16 protein-coding genes are annotated in these 16,791 nt (G+C 69.7%); 7 read left to right on the top strand and 9 right to left on the bottom strand.

The annotated features are described in order from the left end of the window. Nucleotides 1-5: 5 nt before the first annotated feature. The gene (gene sepH, locus EL340_RS02810; protein WP_164719330.1) at nucleotides 6-1,451 is read right to left on the bottom strand and encodes a septation protein SepH; all 1,446 of its coding nucleotides are present in this window, start codon (nucleotides 1,449-1,451) and stop codon (nucleotides 6-8) included. A 336-nt stretch (nucleotides 1,452-1,787) separates the two neighbouring features. Between sepH and EL340_RS02815 the strand changes: the two genes are divergently transcribed. The 4 genes from EL340_RS02815 to EL340_RS02830 are packed head-to-tail and all read left to right on the top strand — an operon-like array spanning nucleotide 1,788 to nucleotide 4,017. Next, the gene (locus EL340_RS02815; protein WP_004565030.1) at nucleotides 1,788-2,093 is read left to right on the top strand and encodes a DUF4193 domain-containing protein; all 306 of its coding nucleotides are present in this window, start codon (nucleotides 1,788-1,790) and stop codon (nucleotides 2,091-2,093) included. Nucleotides 2,094-2,120: 27 nt separating this feature from the next. Then, the gene (locus EL340_RS02820) at nucleotides 2,121-2,831 is read left to right on the top strand and encodes a DUF3710 domain-containing protein (RefSeq protein ID WP_126413323.1); all 711 of its coding nucleotides are present in this window, start codon (nucleotides 2,121-2,123) and stop codon (nucleotides 2,829-2,831) included. After that, on the top strand, nucleotides 2,832-3,209 hold the full coding sequence (locus EL340_RS02825; RefSeq protein WP_126413324.1) for an OB-fold nucleic acid binding domain-containing protein: 378 nt from the start codon (nucleotides 2,832-2,834) through the stop codon (nucleotides 3,207-3,209). Nucleotides 3,210-3,258: 49 nt separating this feature from the next. Beyond that, the gene (locus tag EL340_RS02830; RefSeq protein WP_126413325.1) at nucleotides 3,259-4,017 is read left to right on the top strand and encodes a DUF3159 domain-containing protein; all 759 of its coding nucleotides are present in this window, start codon (nucleotides 3,259-3,261) and stop codon (nucleotides 4,015-4,017) included. A 15-nt stretch (nucleotides 4,018-4,032) separates the two neighbouring features. Here EL340_RS02830 and EL340_RS02835 read toward each other — a convergent pair whose 3' ends face one another. Both EL340_RS02835 and EL340_RS02840 read right to left on the bottom strand, forming a co-directional pair. Continuing rightward, complete coding sequence (locus EL340_RS02835) at nucleotides 4,033-4,695, bottom strand: potassium channel family protein (protein ID WP_126413326.1); 663 nt, start codon at nucleotides 4,693-4,695, stop codon at nucleotides 4,033-4,035. A 3-nt stretch (nucleotides 4,696-4,698) separates the two neighbouring features. After that, nucleotides 4,699-5,322: a potassium channel family protein gene (locus EL340_RS02840; RefSeq protein ID WP_232023278.1), complete on the bottom strand. Its 624-nt coding sequence runs from the start codon at nucleotides 5,320-5,322 to the stop codon at nucleotides 4,699-4,701. 91 nt (nucleotides 5,323-5,413) lie between these two features. On the opposite strand from EL340_RS02840, the gene EL340_RS02845 reads away from it, so the two are divergent. Both EL340_RS02845 and EL340_RS02850 read left to right on the top strand, forming a co-directional pair. Continuing rightward, on the top strand, nucleotides 5,414-7,519 hold the full coding sequence (locus EL340_RS02845; RefSeq protein ID WP_126413328.1) for an APC family permease: 2,106 nt from the start codon (nucleotides 5,414-5,416) through the stop codon (nucleotides 7,517-7,519). Further along, nucleotides 7,516-8,913, top strand: a complete 1,398-nt coding sequence (locus tag EL340_RS02850; RefSeq protein WP_126413329.1) for a class I SAM-dependent RNA methyltransferase — start codon at nucleotides 7,516-7,518, stop codon at nucleotides 8,911-8,913. Before EL340_RS02845 ends, EL340_RS02850 begins: the two co-directional genes overlap by 4 nt. Before the next feature lie 84 nt (nucleotides 8,914-8,997). Here the strand turns inward: EL340_RS02850 and EL340_RS02855 are convergent, their stop codons facing one another. Further along, nucleotides 8,998-10,689 (bottom strand): DUF7926 domain-containing protein, encoded by a 1,692-nt coding sequence (locus tag EL340_RS02855; protein ID WP_232023193.1) that lies wholly within the window; start codon nucleotides 10,687-10,689, stop codon nucleotides 8,998-9,000. A gap of 96 nt (nucleotides 10,690-10,785) precedes the next feature. After that, nucleotides 10,786-11,778: an ISAs1 family transposase gene (locus EL340_RS02860; RefSeq protein WP_232022964.1), complete on the bottom strand. Its 993-nt coding sequence runs from the start codon at nucleotides 11,776-11,778 to the stop codon at nucleotides 10,786-10,788. Between the two features lie 681 nt (nucleotides 11,779-12,459). Here EL340_RS02860 and acnA point away from each other — a divergent pair. Then, entirely contained in the window at nucleotides 12,460-15,168 is a 2,709-nt protein-coding gene (gene acnA / locus EL340_RS02865; RefSeq protein ID WP_126413331.1) for an aconitate hydratase AcnA, read from the top strand. Here acnA and EL340_RS02870 read toward each other — a convergent pair. Genes EL340_RS02870 through EL340_RS02880 form a run of 4 tightly spaced genes read right to left on the bottom strand, consistent with a single transcriptional unit; the run spans nucleotide 15,136 to nucleotide 16,744 of the window. Then, nucleotides 15,136-15,618 (bottom strand): ABC transporter permease, encoded by a 483-nt coding sequence (locus EL340_RS02870; protein ID WP_126413332.1) that lies wholly within the window; start codon nucleotides 15,616-15,618, stop codon nucleotides 15,136-15,138. The genes acnA and EL340_RS02870 overlap by 33 nt on opposite strands. Before the next feature lie 40 nt (nucleotides 15,619-15,658). Further along, nucleotides 15,659-15,826 (bottom strand): hypothetical protein, encoded by a 168-nt coding sequence (locus EL340_RS15255; protein WP_232023194.1) that lies wholly within the window; start codon nucleotides 15,824-15,826, stop codon nucleotides 15,659-15,661. Nucleotides 15,827-15,830: 4 nt separating this feature from the next. Next, nucleotides 15,831-15,977 carry a hypothetical protein gene (locus EL340_RS15260; RefSeq protein WP_232023195.1) on the bottom strand — a complete coding sequence of 49 codons (147 nt, stop codon included), beginning with the start codon at nucleotides 15,975-15,977 and terminating at the stop codon, nucleotides 15,831-15,833. 14 nt (nucleotides 15,978-15,991) lie between these two features. Continuing rightward, complete coding sequence (locus EL340_RS02880; RefSeq protein WP_232023196.1) at nucleotides 15,992-16,744, bottom strand: ATP-binding cassette domain-containing protein; 753 nt, start codon at nucleotides 16,742-16,744, stop codon at nucleotides 15,992-15,994. Nucleotides 16,745-16,791 lie beyond the last annotated feature (47 nt).

Here is a 16,791-nt window from a genome sequence, read left to right on the forward strand (position 1 = left end):
GCGGGCTACTCGGGCCTGGCCCCGAAGACGATCTCGTCCCAGGAGGGGACGGAGCGACGCGAGCGGCGACGCGACTTCTTCTTGGCCGGAACCGTCCTGGGCATGTCGGGCAGCGTCTCCTGCGTGCCCGACCCCGAGGCGGACGACGCCCCGGGCGAGGCCTTGGCCATGACCTCTGAGCGCGAGGGCATGGGGATCTCCGGTACCGGCTCGGTGGGGCTGTCGGCTCCCACCGGTGCCTGACGCCCCACCGGTACACGGCCAGCGGCGGGGCTCGGTGCCGACGGTGCCGCCGAGGGGGCGCTGGAGGCCGTCACCAGCCTGGTCCCGGCCGGGTGGTTACCGGTGTGCAGACGGCGGCGCTCCGACATCGAGTAGACCTGGGCGCTCAGACCCGCGGCCTGCTCCAGGGGCTCATCGGCCGACTCCGCGCGAGCCTCGGCGCGGTGCTCCTCGATCCCTCTGGCCGGGGGCGAGGGGACCTCGGGGCTGTCCGGGCTGCTGGTGTAGTCGATGCCATGGGGGTCGGTGAAGGCGTCCTCGTCACCGTGCCCCTCGCCGGGGAAACCACCCATGTCCTCCTCCCGGGGCAGCTCGACCTCGACGCGCCTGCCCCGGGAGGAGGCCAGGTCGGCCAGCAGCGCGTCGGTGTCATCCGCCGACATGGCCCCGCCGGTGGGGCGCGCGTACTCCCGCACCGGCAGCATCCCGGCGGGCACCTCGACCGCCGGCCCGGACGGCTCACCGGAGGCGGCGGCCGGAGCGGAGGCGGCCGACACCGAGCCCGCGGAGGCGGGGGAGTGCCCGGAGTGGGCCGACGGCGCGGTAGCCGAGGCCCCGGGAGCCTTTGAGTCCTGGTCGAAGACGGCTGGGCGCTTGGATCCCGCCCCGGCCTCCGTGAGCCAGCGCGCCTCATCATCCAGGGCGTGAACCGCCCGGGCCGTCAGGTCCAGCGACCAGCGGGCCTGCTTCTCCTCGGCGGACTGTACGAAGGTCACCATGATGAGCCACGGGTCACGCCCCTCACGCAGGGCGTCCCACTCCAGGCTGGAGGGGTCGACGCCGCGCGTGGCCAGCCGGTCCACCACCAGCTCGCCGAGCAGGGGGGAGTCCTTCTCCCAGCCGATACGGCAGGACTGGGCCTGCGAGACGGCCCACTGACGCTCTGCGAGCACCGGTCCCTCGAAGCGGCGCACGTGCTCCACGTCCATGCCCGTGCTGATCGCGACCTCGGCCGCCGTGGCTCCGGCGCGCATGTACGCCTGGAGCTGGCGGGGACGCAGGGGTGCCGGTCCCTCACTGGTCGTCCCCGTCGGGGGCACGATCGCGCCGCGGTCACGGCGCACCGCGGCCCTGAGGGCGTCATCGACGACGATGCTGTAGCGCTCGCCGTCCTCGTCTGTCATGACAATCGTGTCACCGTTGGCACCCAGCAGCTCGAGTTCGACCATGGGCGGGGCCTCCTTCATCCCGATGTCAGCACGATATGCTCCACTGTGCTTCACAGCCTGCCATCCGCAGGCGCCAAGCCGTGGGAGGCGCAGCGGTGTGCCACATGTGAAGCACGTGTGAATACCCTCGTGAATACCCTCGGGTGGGCACACTGCAAGCGAACTGTGCTCTTTCGTCGGGCGATTTGGCTTGACGGGCCGCCTGTCGGTGCTATTGTGCGCGTGCCTTCCGGGGCGGATACGTCGATCGTCGGCACGACGCCAGTGCGCGTGCACGGCTCGACCTTCGTTCTCGGAGGTCACCCGAGAGCCGTCGACAGAAAGAGTGACGAGGCCATGGCGACTGACTACGACGCCCCGCGCAAGAATGATGACGAGCCCGAGGCCGATTCCATCGAGGAGCTGACCTCGCGGCAGAAGGACCAGTCCTCCGCCGCGATCGAGGAGGACGAGAATGAGGCGGCTGAGGGCTTCGAGCTGCCCGGGGCGGACCTGTCCCGCGAGGAGCTGAGCGTTCACGTTGTTCCTCAGCTCGAGGACGAGTTCACCTGCTCGGAGTGCTTCCTCGTCCATCACCGCAGCCAGCTGGCCTTCGTCGACGAGGCGACCGGCCTCCCGGTGTGCGCCGACTGCGCCGGCTGACACTCCCACCCAACTCAGGAGAACCCCATGGGACTGTTCTCGCGCCGCCGTGACGACGCATCCGCCGAAACCGACGAGTCCATCCTCGAGCGTGACGCCGAGGGTGACGTCGACGACCTCGACGAGGCCGCCTCCGGCCCCTGGGACCTCAGCGAGCTGCCTGAGAGCCAGGAGGACGTTCCCCGCATCGACCTGGGTGCGCTGCAGATCCCGGCCGTTGACGGAATGCAGCTGCGCATGGAGCAGGCCCCCGACGGCACCGTCACCGCCGTCGTCCTCGCGCTGGGCGGCTCGGCGCTCGAGCTGCGGGCCTTCGCCGCACCGCGCACCGCCGGCATCTGGGACGAGCTTCGAGGCGACATCGCCCGAGAGCTCGCCGGAAACGGCGCCCGCTACGAGGAGGGCTACGGGGAGTACGGCGCCGAGCTGGTCGCCCACCTGCCCATGCGCGGCCCCGACGGCACGACGACGACCGGCACGATCCGCTTCCTGGGGATCGACGGCCCCCGCTGGTTCCTGCGAGGCGTGCTCCAGGGGCACGCCGCCTCCTCCGAGCAGTCGGCGCAGGCTCTGCGGGAGGTGCTGCGCGGCGTCGTCGTCGTGCGCGACGGCCAGGCCCGCCCGCCCCGGGAGATCCTGCCCCTGCGCGCGCCCGGAGCCGCGGCCGGACCTGAGGCCGAGGACCTGCCCGGCATCGATCCGCTGGCCCCCGGTCCGACCATCGCCGAAGTGCGCTAGATGCCGACGCTGTCCGCCCGCCTGAAACGGCTGTCCAGATCGCTGCGCACCAGCCGCGAGCACCTGGAGGCCGAGGACGAGGAGCGCTCCGCCAGCCGGCGGGGCACCGATCCGATCGGGTCCCTGGTGCCCCGTCAGCGGACCCGCGTCTCAGGCGTTCTGCAGGCGGTCACCTACCGTTCCAGCCAGGACAAGCCCATCCTCGTCGGGCAGCTCTATGACGGCACCGGCAGCATCGACCTGGTGTGGTGGGGCCGACGACGGATCGCCGGCATCAAACCGGGCACTCACCTGCTGGCCGAGGGCCGGGTCGCCGACGGCACCCACCGTCTGCAGATCCACAACCCCGCCTACCAGCTGCTGGGACCCGGGCAGTAGTGAGTATTCGGCAGCGACCTCCGGTGAGGCACTGGGGAAGGACTTGACAATGAGCAGCCGTTCTACGGATCGTCGCACGGGTCTGGGCGCGATCGACTCCGAGCGCTTCGACGCCATGGCCGCCGTGGGCGGGTGGCGCGGCATCCTCGAGTCCGTCGTGCCCACCCTCGTGTTCGTCCTCGTCATGGCGGTGCGGCCCACCGCCCTGGTGGTTGCCCTGGTCTCCTCCCTGGTCGTCAGCGCCGTCGGCCTCGTGGCCCGCCTGGTGCAGCGGCAGTCGCCGGCCCAGGTCGTGGGCGGGATCGCGCTGGTCCTCGTCTCGGCTCTGTGGGCCTGGTACAGCGGCGAGGCCTCCAACTTCTACGCCACCGGCCTCATGATCAATGCGGCCTGGCTGGTAGCCTGCCTGGTCTCCCTGCTCGTCGGCTGGCCGATCGTGGGTGCTCTCATCACCCTGTGGCACCGGGTCACCGATGAGTCGGACGGCAGCGATGTCGCTGACGGCTCGAAGAAGCCGGGGGGCGCCGATAGCGATCCGAGCACGAGCGCGTCGGCCTGGCGCACCGATCCCGCCCTGCGCAACGTGAGGCTCCGCTACCACGCGGGCACCTGGGTCCTCACCTTGATGTTCGCCCTGCGGCTCGTCGTCGAGGTGCCCCTCTACCTGGCCGGCGAGCAGGCCGTGTCCTACCTGGGTGCCGCCCGCCTCATCCTGGGCGTGCCGCTGTACGCCGTGACCCTGTGGTTCATCTGGCTGCTGGTCGCCCCCAGCCGGATCGCGCCGGCCCGGACCACCGCCGACCAGTAGCCTTCCGACTCGCGGTCACGTGAAGATGAGTGGCAGCTCCTCCAGGCTGGACTCCCCCTCGCGAGCCGTGAGGAAGATGAGCTCGTCCCCGCGCTCGAAGCGCTCGTCGCGGTCAGGCGTGATGGGCCGGTAGTCGCGCAGGATCGCCGCCAGAACCGTGTGGGGCGGCAGCTCGATGTCGGAGACGAGCTCGCCGATGACCGGTGAGTCCTCCGGCAGGGTCAGCTCGTGCATGGAGGCACCCGACTGGTGGAAGTGGAAGATGCTCACCAGGCTGCCCACACTGACGGCCTCCTCCACCAGGGCCGTCATGAAGCGCGGGGTCGACACGGCCACGTCCACGCCCCAGGTCTCATCGAAGAGCCACTCGCTCTTGGGGTTGTTGACTCTGGCGACGGTACGGGGCACCCCGTACTCGGTCTTGGCCAGCAGGGAGATGACCAGGTTGGCCTTGTCATCCCCGGTGGCGGCCACGATGACGTCGCAGGTCTCGGCCCCGGCGTGCTCCAGGGCGTCGATGTCGCAGGCGTCCGCCAGCTGCCAGTCGGCCTCCGGCACCGAGGCGATCCGCATGGCCTCGGCGGATCGGTCGATGAGCGTGACCTCATGGCCGTGGCTGATGAGCTCGCGGGCGATGGAACGGCCCACGGATCCGGCTCCGGCAATCACGATCTGCATGGCTCAGGCCTCCTGTGACGGGGCGTGTGACAGGGCTCGGCGCACCTGGCCGATGCGGTCGGTGCTCACCGCCAGGTGCAGGCGGTCGTGCTCCTGGATGACGGTGGCGGCCTCGGGCAGCAGCGCCGTGGCGTCACGCGAGATCCAGGCGACGCGCACCCTCAGGCGGTCCTCGAGCGCCCCGATCGTCGTACCCACCCACTGGGGTGAGGCACTGGGCTGGATGAGGGCGATCGTGCCCGAGGGGTCCTCGAGCTCGCGCGCGCTGGATCCCGGGAGGATCCTGCGCATCATCTGGTCGGCCGTCTGGCGCACGGTGGCGACCGTGGGGATGCCCAGGCGCTCATAGACGTCGGCCCGGCGGGAGTCGTAGATGCGGGCGACGACGTTGTCCACGCCGAAGCTCTCCCGCGCCACGCGCGCCGCGACGATGTTCGAGTTGTCCCCGTTGGACACCGCGACGAAGGCGTAGGCCTCGTCGATACCGGCCTGCTCCAGGGCGTCGCGATCGAAGCCGACCCCCTTGACCTTGCGGCCGTTGAAGTCCGAGGGCAGACGGCGGAAGGAGTCTGAGGACCGGTCGATGACGGACACCGAGTGCCCCATGCGGTCGAGCTGGACGGCCATGGACGCTCCGACGCGGCCACAGCCCATGATGACGAAGTGCACGAGGAGGACGGTACTCCGTTGTCAGGCCGCGGACGTAACATCTGGAGACGTGCGTGACTTCGCAGACCGCATCAAGCGGCTTCTCGTTGGCCGTCCCGTCCCCAGTGGGGCTCTGGGGGAGACGCTGCTGCCCAAGAGAATCGCCCTGCCGGTGTTCGCCTCCGACGCCCTGTCCTCCGTGGGCTACGCCCCTGATGAGGTGCTCATCACCCTGGCCGTGGCCGGTGTCGCCGCCACCTCACTGTCCCCCTGGGTCGCCCTGGCCGTCGTCGGCGTTCTCGCGGTCGTGGTGGCCTCCTACCGTCAGACCGTCCACGCCTACCCGTCGGGCGGCGGCGACTACGAGGTGGTCTCGGCCAACCTCGGCTCTCACGCGGGCCTCCTGGTGGCCTCGGCCCTGCTGAGCGACTACGTCCTGACCGTCGCGGTCTCGGTGTCCTCAGGAACCTCCTACCTCGCGGCCGCCCTACCGGCCCTGGCCCCCTACAAGGTGGAGATCGCCGTCGCCGTCGTCACCGTCCTGGCCGTGCTCAACATGCGCGGCTCAAGGGAGTCGGGCCGTGCCTTCGCCATCCCCACCTACCTGTACATGGGCGTCATCGGCATCATGGCTGTTGTCGGCCTCATCCAGGAGATCACCGGGACACTCGGCCAGGCCGAGTCCGCCGGCCTCGACGTCGTCACCCACGCCGGCTGGGAGCAGGGACTGACCGGCCTGGCCGGCGGGTTCCTGGTCCTGCGGGCCTTCTCCTCGGGCTGCGCGGCCCTGACCGGCGTGGAGGCGATCTCCAACGGCGTCCCCAGCTTCCAGCGCCCCAAGTCCCGCAACGCCGCCACCACGCTGCTGCTCCTGGGCGGGATCGCCACCCTGATGCTCATGAGCGTCATCCACCTGGCCGGCGCCGTCGGCGTGCGCATGGTGGAGGACCCGGCCCACCAGCTTCTGCGCAACGGTGTGCCGGTGGGGGCCGGCTACCACCAGGACCCCGCGATCGGACAGATCGCCGCCACCGTCTTCTCCGGCTTCCGGCCGATGTTCTACCTGGTCGCCGCCGTCACCGGCCTCATCCTGGTGCTGGCCGCCAACACCGCCTTCAACGGCTTCCCGGTCCTGGCCAGTGTCCTGGCCCGTGACGAGTTCCTTCCCCGCCAGCTCTCCCAGCGCGGTGACCGCCTGGCCTTCTCCAACGGCATCATCGTCCTGTGGCTGGGGGCCGTGGCCTTCCTCGTGGGCTTCGAGGCCAGCACCACCCGCCTCATCCAGCTCTACATCGTGGGCGTCTTCATCTCCTTCACGCTCTCTCAGGTGGGCATGGTGCGCCACTGGACGCGAGAGCTGACGATCGCCACCGACTCCAGGGCCCGCTCGCGCATGCACCGCGCCCGCATCATCAACGCCATCGGGGTCCTGGGGACCGGGACGGTCCTGGTGATCGTCCTGCTCACCAAGCTCACCCGCGGGGCCTGGATCACCCTGATGATCATGGCGCTGCTCTACCTGGTGATGAACCGGATCCGCCGGCACTACCGGCGAGTCAGCGAGGAGGTGGCCATCTCCGACCTGCACGACGCCCGGGTCCTACCGGCCCACGTCCACGCCATCGTCCTGGCCTCGCGCCTCCACCAGCCGACTCTGCGGGCCCTGACCTACGCCCAGTCGACCCACCCCACCGTCCTGGAGGCCCTGACGGTGGACACCGGTGACGGCGGCGCCGAACGCCTCCTGGACGCCTGGGAGGAGGCAGACATCGCGGTGCCTCTGACGGTGCTGGACTCGCCCTACCGGGACATCACCCGCCCGGTCATCAACTACGTGCGCTCGGTGCGCCGCGAGTCCCCCCGCGACCTCGTCGTCGTCTTCCTGCCTGAGTACATCGTGCGCCACTGGTGGGAGCAGATCCTTCACAACCAGACCGCCCTGCGCCTCAAGACCGTCCTGCTGTTCACCCCCGGCGTCGTCGTCGCCTCCGTGCCCTGGCAGCTGGGGCTGCCAGGCCAGCGGCACTTCCACCACGGCGTGCGCGCCCGCACCGCCGAGGGAATCATGGACGCCGACGTCGCCATGCGCCGTCACATGGACAGCCACCTCGCTCACCTCAGCCAGCCCAGCAGCCCCGGCGCCGGTGGCGGCGCAGACCACCAGGAGAACCGATGACCCCGCAGCCCGACCGGTCCGCAGACCGGCCCGTCCCCAGCCGCGGGCGACCCCGCGAGCTCACCTTGGCCGTCGGGGCCCCGGCGCACGGCGGGCACTGCGTGGCCCGGCCCGTGGACGACCCGAGTGGCCGCGTCATCTTCGTGCGCCATGCCCTGCCCGGTGAGACGGTGCGAGCCCGGCTGACCGAGATGACGTCTCGCACCTGGCGCGCCGACGCCGTCGAGATCCTTCAGGCCTCACCGGATCGCGTCGACTCCGTCTGGCCCGAGGCCGGCCCGGCCGGCGTGGGTGGGGGAGAGCTCGCCCACGTGGCCCTGGACGCCCAACGCACCTGGAAGCGCTGGGTCCTGGCCGACTGCCTGCGCCGGATCGGCGGTCAGGAGGTGGCCAACGCCGTCGCCTCCCTGACCGGGGCCTCCACCGCGGCGGCCGTGCCGATCGAGCCCATGCCCACCGACGCCGCGGCCCAGGCCTCCACCAGTGCCCGCAGGCGAGCCCTGGCCGGGACCGCCACCCGCACCCGCGTGAGCCTGACGGTCAACGACGACGGCGAGCCCGGCATGCACGTCTTCCGCTCTGGGACGGTCCTTCCTCTGCGCCGCCTGCCCCTGGCCGTGCCCGCCATCGGCGAGATCGGCCTGCTAGAGCGTTCCCGGTGGCGCGCCCACTACCGGCCCGGCATGCGTATCGAGGCCATCGCGCCCAGCGGTGGTGAGCCGGTCGTCCTGCTCGACGACCGGCTCCTGACCGCTCAGGCGCGCGCTACCGGGCGGCGTCGTGTCCAGGAGGTCGTGGACGCCTCGGCCCTGGGACTGGGGGAGCTGACCTACTCCGTCCACGCCGAGGGCTTCTGGCAGGTGCACGTCGACGCTCCTCGGGTGCTGGTCGAGCGCGTCGTGCGGGCAGCCCTGGGAGAGGATCTCGAACGAGCCTCGGGCAGCCGTGTCCTCGAGCTCTACTCGGGTGCGGGACTGTTCACCCTGCCGCTGGCCGCCCTTGTGGGAGGCGGCGGTCAGGTCCTGTCCCTGGAGGGCAGTGAGCAGGCCGTTCGCGATGCCCGCCGCTCCCTTCACGACCATCCCGGCGCCCGCCTGGCCGTCGGACGCGTCAGCGCCCGCTCGGTGCGCGAGCTCGCAGGCTCCTTCACCGGCTCCCGCCCCGACGTCGTCGTTCTCGACCCGCCGCGACAGGGGGCCGGCCGTGAGGTCATCGAGACCGTTGCCTCCCTGGGACCAGGGCGGATCGTCCTGGTGGCCTGCGACCCGGCGGCCCTGGCCAGGGACCTGGGAACGCTCCTGCGTGCCGGGTACGTCCTTGGCTCCCTGAGCGCGCTGGACATGTTCCCGCACACGCACCACTTCGAGACGATCGCGGTGCTCGACAGAGCCTGAAGCAATGAAGACGGTCCCCGGTCCGTGAGGACCGGGGACCGTCTCACGCTCCGGGAAGGAGCCTTGTCAGCCGGTGGGAGCTGGTCATGATGCGCGACGGCGAACGGTCAGGAGCCCGTACCCCGTTGCCAGAAGGACAGCGACGGCCGCGATCACCGGCATGGCGTTGGAGCCGGTGCTCGCCAGGTTGCTGCCGCTGTCACCCGATGGTGTGTCAGCTGTTGCGCTGGCTGTGGGCTCCTCGGTGGAGGTCGGCGTCGGCGTGGGCTCCTCGGTGGGATCCGGGGTCGGCGTCGGCGTGGGCGTCGGCTCCTCCTTCTGAGTGACATCGTTGTACAGGCTCACGGCCTGCACGGAGGTGTCGACTGAGAACGTCGTGCTGTCCTGCGTCTCGGTGCCGTTGACCGAGAAGGTCTTGCTCCCCCAGCCAAGGGCTCCGGGAAGTGCTGCGGCGGAGATGTCCTCCGTCAGCGTGATCCTGGTTCCCTTGGGGAACTCGCGCAGGGTGTCCGCGGCCTGCTGCTGGCCCACGGCCACCTCGACGGTGTAGGGGTTCGACGTCGGCTTGTTGGCCCAGGTCGGGTAGTCGGCCTCGGTCGTGCCCTCGGGCAGCTCGTAGGAGACGTTCACCCGGACCTTGGTGTCCGAGGCGACCTCATCCTGATGGGTGCCGGTGACGTACTTCTTGACCCCGAAGGAGCCGAAGCCCTGCGTCAGCTGCACGTCGTAGGAGATCGGGTCCTTGTAGGCCATCTGCGCGGACACCGTGGTGTTCCTGCCGCCGCTCAGGGTGGCGCTGTTGGTGTAGACCCGGCCCGGGACGATCTTGCCGCCCTCAGCCAGGGACTGGTAGACGATCTCGTAGTTCGCGTTCTTGGCGAAGGTGCCGTCCGTGCGGGTCAGGGTGATGGAGGCGGTGATCCCGTCCGCGCCGATGGTCGGCTTCAGGACGAATGAGCCGTGGTCGGTGCTCATCGCCGTGCCATCTGCCTTGGCGACGTCGAAGTAGCCGTCGGCCCCGCCGCCGTACTCCTCGGGGTTGACCCGCACGTACCAGGAGCCGAGATCCGGGTTGAGGGTCTGCCCGCCGCCGGAGACGTCGTTGAACGTGACGGTGTTGACGCTACCCGCCTCCACTCCCAGGTGGTTGGCGATGGTCGTACCGCTGAACTGGATGTGCCAGGTCAGGGCGTTGGAGTCGCGCTTGAGGGAGTTGGCGTACTTGCCGAGGTCCTTCTCCACCCAGGCGATAGGCAGAATCCGCTCGTTGTTGGGGTGGAAGACCTCGACATCGGTGCCGTTGGCGTTGAAGGTGGTCTTGTTCTCCTGGGTGACCTTCTGAGCCATGAGCATCTGGTTGCCCGACCCCTTGAGCTCGGTGGCGGCGCTGATCGCGGCGTTGAAGGTGCAGGTGAGGGTCTCGGAGGTCGTGACGCAGTCGCCCACCTTGGTGCCGTTTCCGAGAACGAGGTCGTCGTGCCGACCGATCTCACGGTACCGGTACTCCGCTGGAAGACTGATGCTGAAGGACTGGCCGGGCTGCGGGTCGGCGGTGGAGGCGTCCCAGGCGAACTTCATGCGAACCGGATCCTCGAGGTGCGCAGGCTTGCCCGGATACTCCGTACCGTCCTTGTCGGCAAGAACAAGAGGGCTGAAGGACACCTTCACGCCGGTATTCTGGTCAGCGCTCGCACTGGGGGCGATAAGCGCGACGAAGCTGCCCAGTGCCACCAGCAGCGCGCCGACGAGCAGGCTCGCCACATGCTTTCGGGGCACAGAGAGGTGCTGTAAATGCATCCTTTGTCTCCATCTTCATGAGGGGGAAGTAAACCTGCGCTTCGGGGAATCGCCAGGGGGTCGGCAAAGTCGGTTTTAGGGGGTTGGTTGGGTCTGTAGGCTGATGGCTCGTTTGGGGCGTCTGGACAGGGATCTGGTGGTTGAGGCGATGGAGACGCCGGGCCCGAGGAAGAGGCGGATGAGGCTGATGGCCAGGTTCCTTAGGGCGGCCATGATCTCGGGGCCGTTGCGGGTGCTCAGCTGGTGACGGTCCTCGTCGAAGACCACGTCCCGGATCCAGTGGAGACGGTTCTCTATCCCCCAGTGCCCGCGGACCCAGGCCGCGACGGCCTCGGGCTGGGCGTCGGTCATGGGCAGGGAGCAGATCAGGTAGACCACCTCGACACGCTTGCGGCCTTTGACGGTTCGGGTGCGTCGGATCTGGATCACCTGGGCGGCGGCGGGGAAGTCCACCCGCTGAGGGGCCTCGAGGGCCTTGACGGTGCGCCGCACCCACCGACCGTGGCAGCGCTCGACCGAGGAGATGGACGGGACGTCCTTCCACGGCAGGGCCTTGAGCGTCCTGCGCAGGGTCTTCTGATTGCCCTTGACGGTGAACACGTAGTGACCACCACGCCGGGTGATCCACCGGGCGGTGTCCACCTGGGTGTGCATGGCGTCAGCGGTCACCACGACCCCGTCCAGGTCGAGGGGCTCAAGCAGAACCCTGAGTGCGGGGATCTCGTTGGACTTGCCGGCCACCCGCTCCTGGGTAAGCACGGCGCCCGTGGCGTGGTCCAAGGCGGCCAGGAGGTGCGGCGCCGGATCCTCGCCCCTGCGCGCTGCACGCATGGTCTTGCCGTCCACGGCGATCACTGTGCGGCCGTTGATGGTGCCGGTACGCGTGTAGAACCAGGTCATCAGATGGGCGTCGAGGTCTGCGGGGTCCAGGTCCTGGAGCACCCGTCGGATGGTGGACTCCGATGGAAGGGCCTGCCCCTCCTCCAGCCCCAGAGAGCGCAGGTCGGCGCCGGTCAGGTCGGTGGTGTGCTCCCATATCGCCGTCAGGCTCCGGCAGCCGGCCAGCACCCCGGTGACGGCCAGGGACAGGACCGTGGGCAGGCCTCAAGCGCACACCCCGCCGATCGCGGGGGTCGGTCACGTTCCTGAGAACCTGGACCAGGGGCTGGCGCGACAAGGCGGTCGTGGTGGAGGATGGCATCAGCGCGGGCTCCCAGGACGAGGGGATGACTAGACACCACTCATCGTCCCCACGGGGCCCGCGCCCCCGTCTCAACGACACACCAAACCCCGTCAAAGCCCCCGTCAGACCGGCTCATCCCTCATCACCCACCGACTTTGCCGACCCCCTGGGGGAATCGCACAGGTATTCGCCGTGATCCTAGGGCGATGAATCTATTGCCGAGCACCTCATGCGCCTTTTGTGACCGCTGTGTTGCTGCATTGATATCTCTTGAAGATCGAGAGGCGGATGCGAGTGGTGCGCGACATGATCGCAGGGCGCCCGTCCTCGTTGCGTGCACGGGATGTTGCCTAATTGCCGTCCCATCACCCCCTCCGGCCGTCAGGTTTGGCCAGGCATGCCTACGTATTGACAACGGATGACACGCCGTGGGCTACGGTCCACACCGGAGCATCCGCCCTGCTGCCCGTCCGGCCCGTCGCCTCCCGACCGCCCCAACGGTCCCGCGATCGGCTCTGTGGCGACGCAGCGGGTCGGATCGGTACGACAACTGGAAGTGAGCCCCGGTGACCAGCATCAACACCTTCGCCTCGCGCAGCACCCTCGACGTCGACGGCCGCGACTACGAGATCTACCGCCTCGACGCCGTTCCCGGCCTGGAGCGCCTGCCCTACAGTCTCAAGGTGCTGGCCGAGAACCTGCTGCGCACCGAGGACGGCGCCAACATCACCGCCGAGCACGTGCGCGCCCTGGCTGCCTGGGACCCCAGCGCCGATCCGGACACGGAGATCCAGTTCACCCCGGCCCGCGTCGTCATGCAGGACTTCACGGGTGTGCCCTGCATCGTCGACCTGGCCACCATGCGCGAGGCGGTCGCCGACCTCGGCGGTGACCCCGAGGTCATCAACCCCCTCAACCCGGCTGAGATGGTCATCGACCACTCCGTCCAGATCGACTCCTTCGGCCTGACTGCTTCCCTGGAGCGCAACAAGGAGCGCGAGTACGAGCGCAACGCCGAGCGCTACCAGTTCCTGCGCTGGGGCCAGGGGGCGCTGTCCAACTTCCGCGTCGTCCCTCCGGGCACCGGCATCGTCCACCAGGTGAACATCGAGTACCTGGCCCGTATCGTCTTCACCCACGAGGCCGACGGCGTCACCCAGGCCTACCCCGACACCTGCGTGGGCACCGACTCCCACACCACCATGGTCAACGGCCTGGGCGTCCTGGGCTGGGGCGTGGGCGGCATCGAGGCCGAGGCCGCCATGCTGGGCCAGCCCGTGTCCATGCTCATCCCCAAGGTGGTGGGCTTCAAGCTCTCCGGCGCCATCCCCGCCGGCGCCACCGCCACCGACGTGGTCCTGACCATCACTGAGATGCTGCGAGCCCACGGGGTGGTGGGCAAGTTCGTCGAGTTCTACGGCGAGGGCGTCGCCGAGGTGCCGCTGGCCAACCGCGCCACCATCGGCAACATGAGCCCCGAGTTCGGCTCCACCGCCGCGATCTTCCCGATCGACGACGTCACCCTGGACTACCTGCGCCTGACCGGCCGCTCCGAGGAGCGCGTCCGCCTCGTGGAGGCCTACACCAAGGCCCAGGGCATGTGGCACGACCCGGCCCGCGAGCCCGTCTACTCCGAGTACCTCGAGCTGGACCTGTCCACGGTGGTGCCCTCCATCGCCGGTCCCAAGCGTCCCCAGGACCGCATCGTCCTGTCGGGGGCCAAGGAGTCCTTCAAGGAGATCCTGCCCACCTACGCCGCCCAGCCCTCCAAGCCGACGCCGGTGACCCTGGCCGACGGTACCGCCACCGAGCTCGACCACGGGCACGTCGCCATCGCCTCGATCACCTCGTGCACCAACACCTCCAACCCCTCAGTGATGATGGCGGCCGGACTTCTGGCCCGTAACGCCGTGGCCCGGGGCCTGCGCTCCAAGCCCTGGGTGAAGACCTCCACCGCCCCGGGCAGCCAGGTCGTCACCGACTACTACGAGAAGGCCGGCCTGTGGCCGGCCCTCAACGAGCTGGGCTTCAACGTCGTCGGCTACGGCTGCGCCACCTGTATCGGCAACTCCGGGCCCCTGCCGGTCGAGGTCTCCCAGGCGGTCAATGACGCCGACCTTGCGGTGGTCTCGGTGCTCTCGGGTAACCGCAACTTCGAGGGGCGCATCAACCCCGACGTCAAGATGAACTACCTGGCTTCCCCGCCCCTGGTCATCGCCTACGCTCTGGCCGGGACCATGGACATCGACTTCGACACCGAGCCGCTGGGCCAGGACCCCGAGGGCCGTGACGTCTTCCTGACCGACATCTGGCCCGACCCCACCGAGGTCCAGGCCGTCATCGACGCCACGATCGACCGGGAGATGTACACGCGTGACTACGCCGACGTCTTCGCCGGCGACGAGCGCTGGCAGGGCCTGGACACCCCCGAGGGAGACACCTTCGCCTGGGACGGGGAGTCCACCTACGTGCGCAAGGCCCCCTTCTTCGAGGGCCTGACCATGGAGCTCACCCCGGTGACCGACATCGAGGGGGCCCGGGTGCTCGCGCTGCTGGGCGACTCGGTGACCACCGACCACATCTCCCCGGCCGGAGCCATCAAGGCCGACTCCCCGGCCGGCCGCTACCTCGCCGAGCACGGTGTGGCCCGCGTGGACTTCAACTCCTACGGCTCGCGCCGCGGCAACCACGAGGTCATGATCCGCGGCACCTTCGCCAACATCCGTCTGCGCAACCGGCTCCTCGACGGCGTCGAGGGCGGCTACACCCGCAACTTCCTCACCGGGGCACAGGAGTCGATCTTCGACGCCTCCCAGGCCTACCAGGCCGCAGGCATTCCGCTGGTGGTCCTGGGTGGTAAGGAGTACGGCTCGGGATCCTCACGTGACTGGGCCGCCAAGGGGACGGCTCTGCTGGGCGTCAAGGCGGTTATTACCGAGTCCTTCGAACGCATCCACCGCTCCAACCTGATCGGCATGGGCGTGGTGCCACTCCAGTTCCCGGCGGGCCAGAGCGCCGAGTCCCTGGGCCTGGACGGCACCGAGACCTTCTCCATCACGGGCCTGACGGCCCTCAACGAGGGCGTCACCCCGCGCACCGTCGCCGTCAGGGCGCGCAAGGACGACGGCTCGGTCATCTCCTTCGACGCCGTCGTGCGCATCGACACCCCCGGCGAGGCCGACTACTTCCGCCACGGCGGCATCCTCCAGTACGTGCTGCGCCAGCTCGCCGGCTCTGGCACCTCAGATGGTGTCGGTGCGTCGGCCCTGGCGTAGCCGGGTGGCGGCGCGGCGGGTGACGACCAGGCCGATCCCGGCCCACACGGCGGCGACCGCGAGGTCGCGGCCCAGCAGGACCGGGACGGCCGCATTCGGTGCGTCCAGGGCTGTCAGGGTGCCGCTGACCGGGACTGCTCGTGCCAGTGCCTGCAACCAGGCGGGGCACTGCTCGAGGGGCACGATGACACCGGTCAGCAGCGGCAGGAAGGTGGCGATGACCGTCGCGCCCAGGTAGGGGTCGGGCAGGTTGACGCCCACGCCTGCGGCCACGGAGACGGCCAGCGCCACCAGGGCCGCGGCGTAGCCGGTACGCACCAGGTCGGGTGCGGACAGGTCTGAGCCCATGAGGACGTCGAAGAGGACATCCAGCAGCGGAAGCACCAGCAGCGTTACCACGGCGGTCCCCAGCGTCGCGAAGGCCGTCGACGACGCCCATGAGACCCGCACCCCCGAGGCGATGCACGAAGGACAGTGACCGCGCCCCCAGTCAGACCACCTCCAGGGTCCCGGCCCGGGTCGCCAGTCGCAGTGCCCGCTGTCCCAGGACGGCGGCAAGCCCCAGCCACGCGGCGGTGCACACCACCCACCCGGATACCGTGACAGCACCTGTCGGGCGCCCTAGAAGCAGCTCGTAGGGAACCGACAGCGGGAGCACCGGCTCAGCGTGCCCAGCCCTGCGTCGGCGTGATACCACCCCAGGCGGAGGCCGCCAGGAACTGCACCAGCGTGGTGGCGGTTGTCGTCATGACCATCAGCTGGATGAAGTAGGGGACCGAGATGAACTGACGGATGTGAAAGACCGTCATCCTCATCTGGCGCCTCACCGGGCGAGCCCGTCCGCCAGGGCCAGGTAGGCCTCCTCCAGGGAAGCCGCCCGCGTCACCAGGTCCGACGGCGCCTGCGCCCCGGCCTCAGCCAGAACCGAGACGACCAGGTCCGGATCGGCGATGTCGTCATCGCCGCGCATCGGCTCACCGGCGCCACCGGCACCCGCGGCCCAGTAGACCGTCACCGCCCACCGGGCCGACGAAGCCCGCTGCTCCACCGTCGCCCGCGCCCCCAGACGCCGGCGAAGCGCCTCGATGACATCACCGTACCGGGCCGGAAGCGTGAAGGTCGTCGTGGCGCTCACCCCGGCGAGGGCGGCCACGTCAGCGACTCCGCCGCGCACGGCGATACGCCCCGCACCGATCACCGAGATGACATCGGCGAGCTCCTCAACCTCCGGCATCGAGTGCGAGGTCAGCAGCACCCCCGTTCCCCGCTGCGCCAGCTCACGCACCAGGTCCCGCACCTGGAGGGCCACGTCGGGGTCCAGGCCGCTGGTGGGCTCATCAAGCAGCAGGAGCGAAGGCGACCCGAGCAGCGCCCGCGCCAGGTGCAGACGCTGACGCATCCCACGGGAGAGCTCACCCGCCTTGCGCCCGGCCGCATCGGCCAGCCCCACACGCTCCAGGACCTCCGCAACAGCCCCGCGTCGTCGTCGGGGCTCAACACCCTGCAGATCAGCGAAGAACAACAGGTTGTCACGCGCCGTGGCCCGAGGATAGAACCCGAGCTCACCGCCCAGCACCAGGCCGAGTCGGGCCCGTCAGGGTGCTGCTTGCCCCCAAAAGAACA

This window comes from Actinomyces viscosus (assembly GCF_900637975.1).
GTDB lineage: Bacteria > Actinomycetota > Actinomycetes > Actinomycetales > Actinomycetaceae > Actinomyces > Actinomyces viscosus.